Source organism: Flammeovirga sp. AWQ4_249, from assembly GCF_056161045.1.
The window spans coordinates 1-1,780 of the sequence record NZ_JBSWYJ010000097.1 but is presented as its reverse complement, the minus strand read 5'-3'; the positions used below and the strand labels follow the sequence as shown (position 1 = coordinate 1,780).

General features: G+C 31.2%; 2 protein-coding genes. Both read left to right on the top strand.

Translation table 11 applies throughout. The features are described from left to right. The first annotated feature begins 425 nt into the window (after positions 1–425). Positions 426–593, top strand: a complete 168-nt coding sequence (locus ACXAHM_RS26220; RefSeq protein WP_474967049.1) for a hypothetical protein — start codon at positions 426–428, stop codon at positions 591–593. 19 nt (positions 594–612) lie between these two features. Next, on the top strand, positions 613–1,305 hold the full coding sequence (locus ACXAHM_RS26215) for a hypothetical protein (RefSeq protein WP_474967048.1): 693 nt from the start codon (positions 613–615) through the stop codon (positions 1,303–1,305). Positions 1,306–1,780 lie beyond the last annotated feature (475 nt).

The following is a 1,780-nucleotide window of genomic DNA, read 5'->3' as shown; positions in this document are numbered from 1 at the left end:
CCAAAAAAGCGTAGAATATCAATTGAAAGCCTACCTCTTGTAGAGGCACGATTCATCGTGTCTCCATACCACAAGCTAAAAATGAAAAGTGAAGGATAAAAAATAAAAAACGTCTATACCCGTATCCCCATGATTGAAATCATGGGCTTGAGGTTGGCTATCCTTCCAAAAAAGCGTAGAATATAAATTGAAAGTATTCCCATGTAGAGACGCTCTTTATAGCGTCTCACGCTATATGAAAATTTGTATTACACCAATTTATTTTAAGTGACGCTGTATCTAAAAACATAGAGTAGAGGGAGATATGTGGAATCATATTTTAATCTAAATTTCACTTGAGATTTGTGAAGATTAAAATTATATGAGATCCAACATTAGAGAAATTTGGAGAGTATATATCTGTTCTTGAAAGAAAAGGAATAAATATGGCTGGTTTTAGAAGTAAAGTAGAAGTTCAGTATATTGTGATGCCTGGGAAAACGAATCAGGTAGATGCAGCAGTAAAAGCAATTGCACAGAAAATTAGTGATAATAATAAAATTGATGAGGATATAAAATCATTAATTAATGTATTAGATAATAGTGAATTATAGATGTTAAATATATTCTATTATGTTTAGTATAAAATGTACAGTAAACAAAAATGACTTAAATTTTTTAAGATTAATTGAAGATAAATTTGATACAAATAAGTGGTCATACATATTAAAACATTTTGATTCAGAGGATAAAAATATAGTCAAAGAAAAATATGAAAAAAATTTATTTTCTTTTTTCTCTAGCAATAAAAACAATAAAGAATTAGGTTATTCATATAGGTTAGTTTCTGATGAAAATCAAACATTGTTTAGAATTGAAATCTATTATTCTTCTCCAGTGGAATTAAATATATATTTCTTCTGTAATGATTCTGATTTATCATCAAATGGAATAAAAGACCATGACACTTTCTTCTTCAACCTCTACAAAAGCCTTCCTAACGGTTTAGGCTATGTAAGTTGGGTGGATATTGGGGATGAATTTGATTTTGATGAGAAACATGAATTAGACAAATATAATGTGTATACTGATTTTTCTTACTTAGTAACTTATTTCTATCATTGTGTTAGTACACCAATCTCTAATGAGAGACATCACACCAAAGAACAACTCCTCAATAGCCCTTTTATCAAAGTAGAAGAATGGGAAGATGGCAGTATAGAAATGTTGCATTATAACAATCCTTTAGATATCGAATCAGAGGAAAATATAGAGCAGTTTAGGAAAGTGAGGAAATATCTGAGTGAAAATAATTTGTATAGTTAATAAAGAATAAGCCAATCTACAACACTAGGTTGGTTTAGTATTTTATATAGGTAAATCTACGTTTGTAGAGGCACGATTTATCGTGTCTCCAAACCACAAGCAAATAATGAAAAGTGAAGGATTAAAAATAAAAAACGTCTATACCCGTATCCCCATGATTGAAATCATGGGCTTGAGGTTGGCTATCCTTCCAAAAAAGCGTAGAATATCAATTGAAAGCCTACCTCTTGTAGAGGCACGAATCATCGTGTCTCCATACCACAAGCTAAAAATGAAAAGTGAAGGATTAAAAATAAAAAACGTCTAGCCCCGTATCCCCATGATTGAAATCATGGGCTTGAGGTTGGCTATCCTTCTAAAAAAGCGTAGAATATAAATTGAAAGCATTCCCATGTAGAGACACTCTTTATAGCGTCTCACGTCCCACAAAAAATGACCTCATCAACTTAGATATAGTCTAAAAGTTGATGAGGTC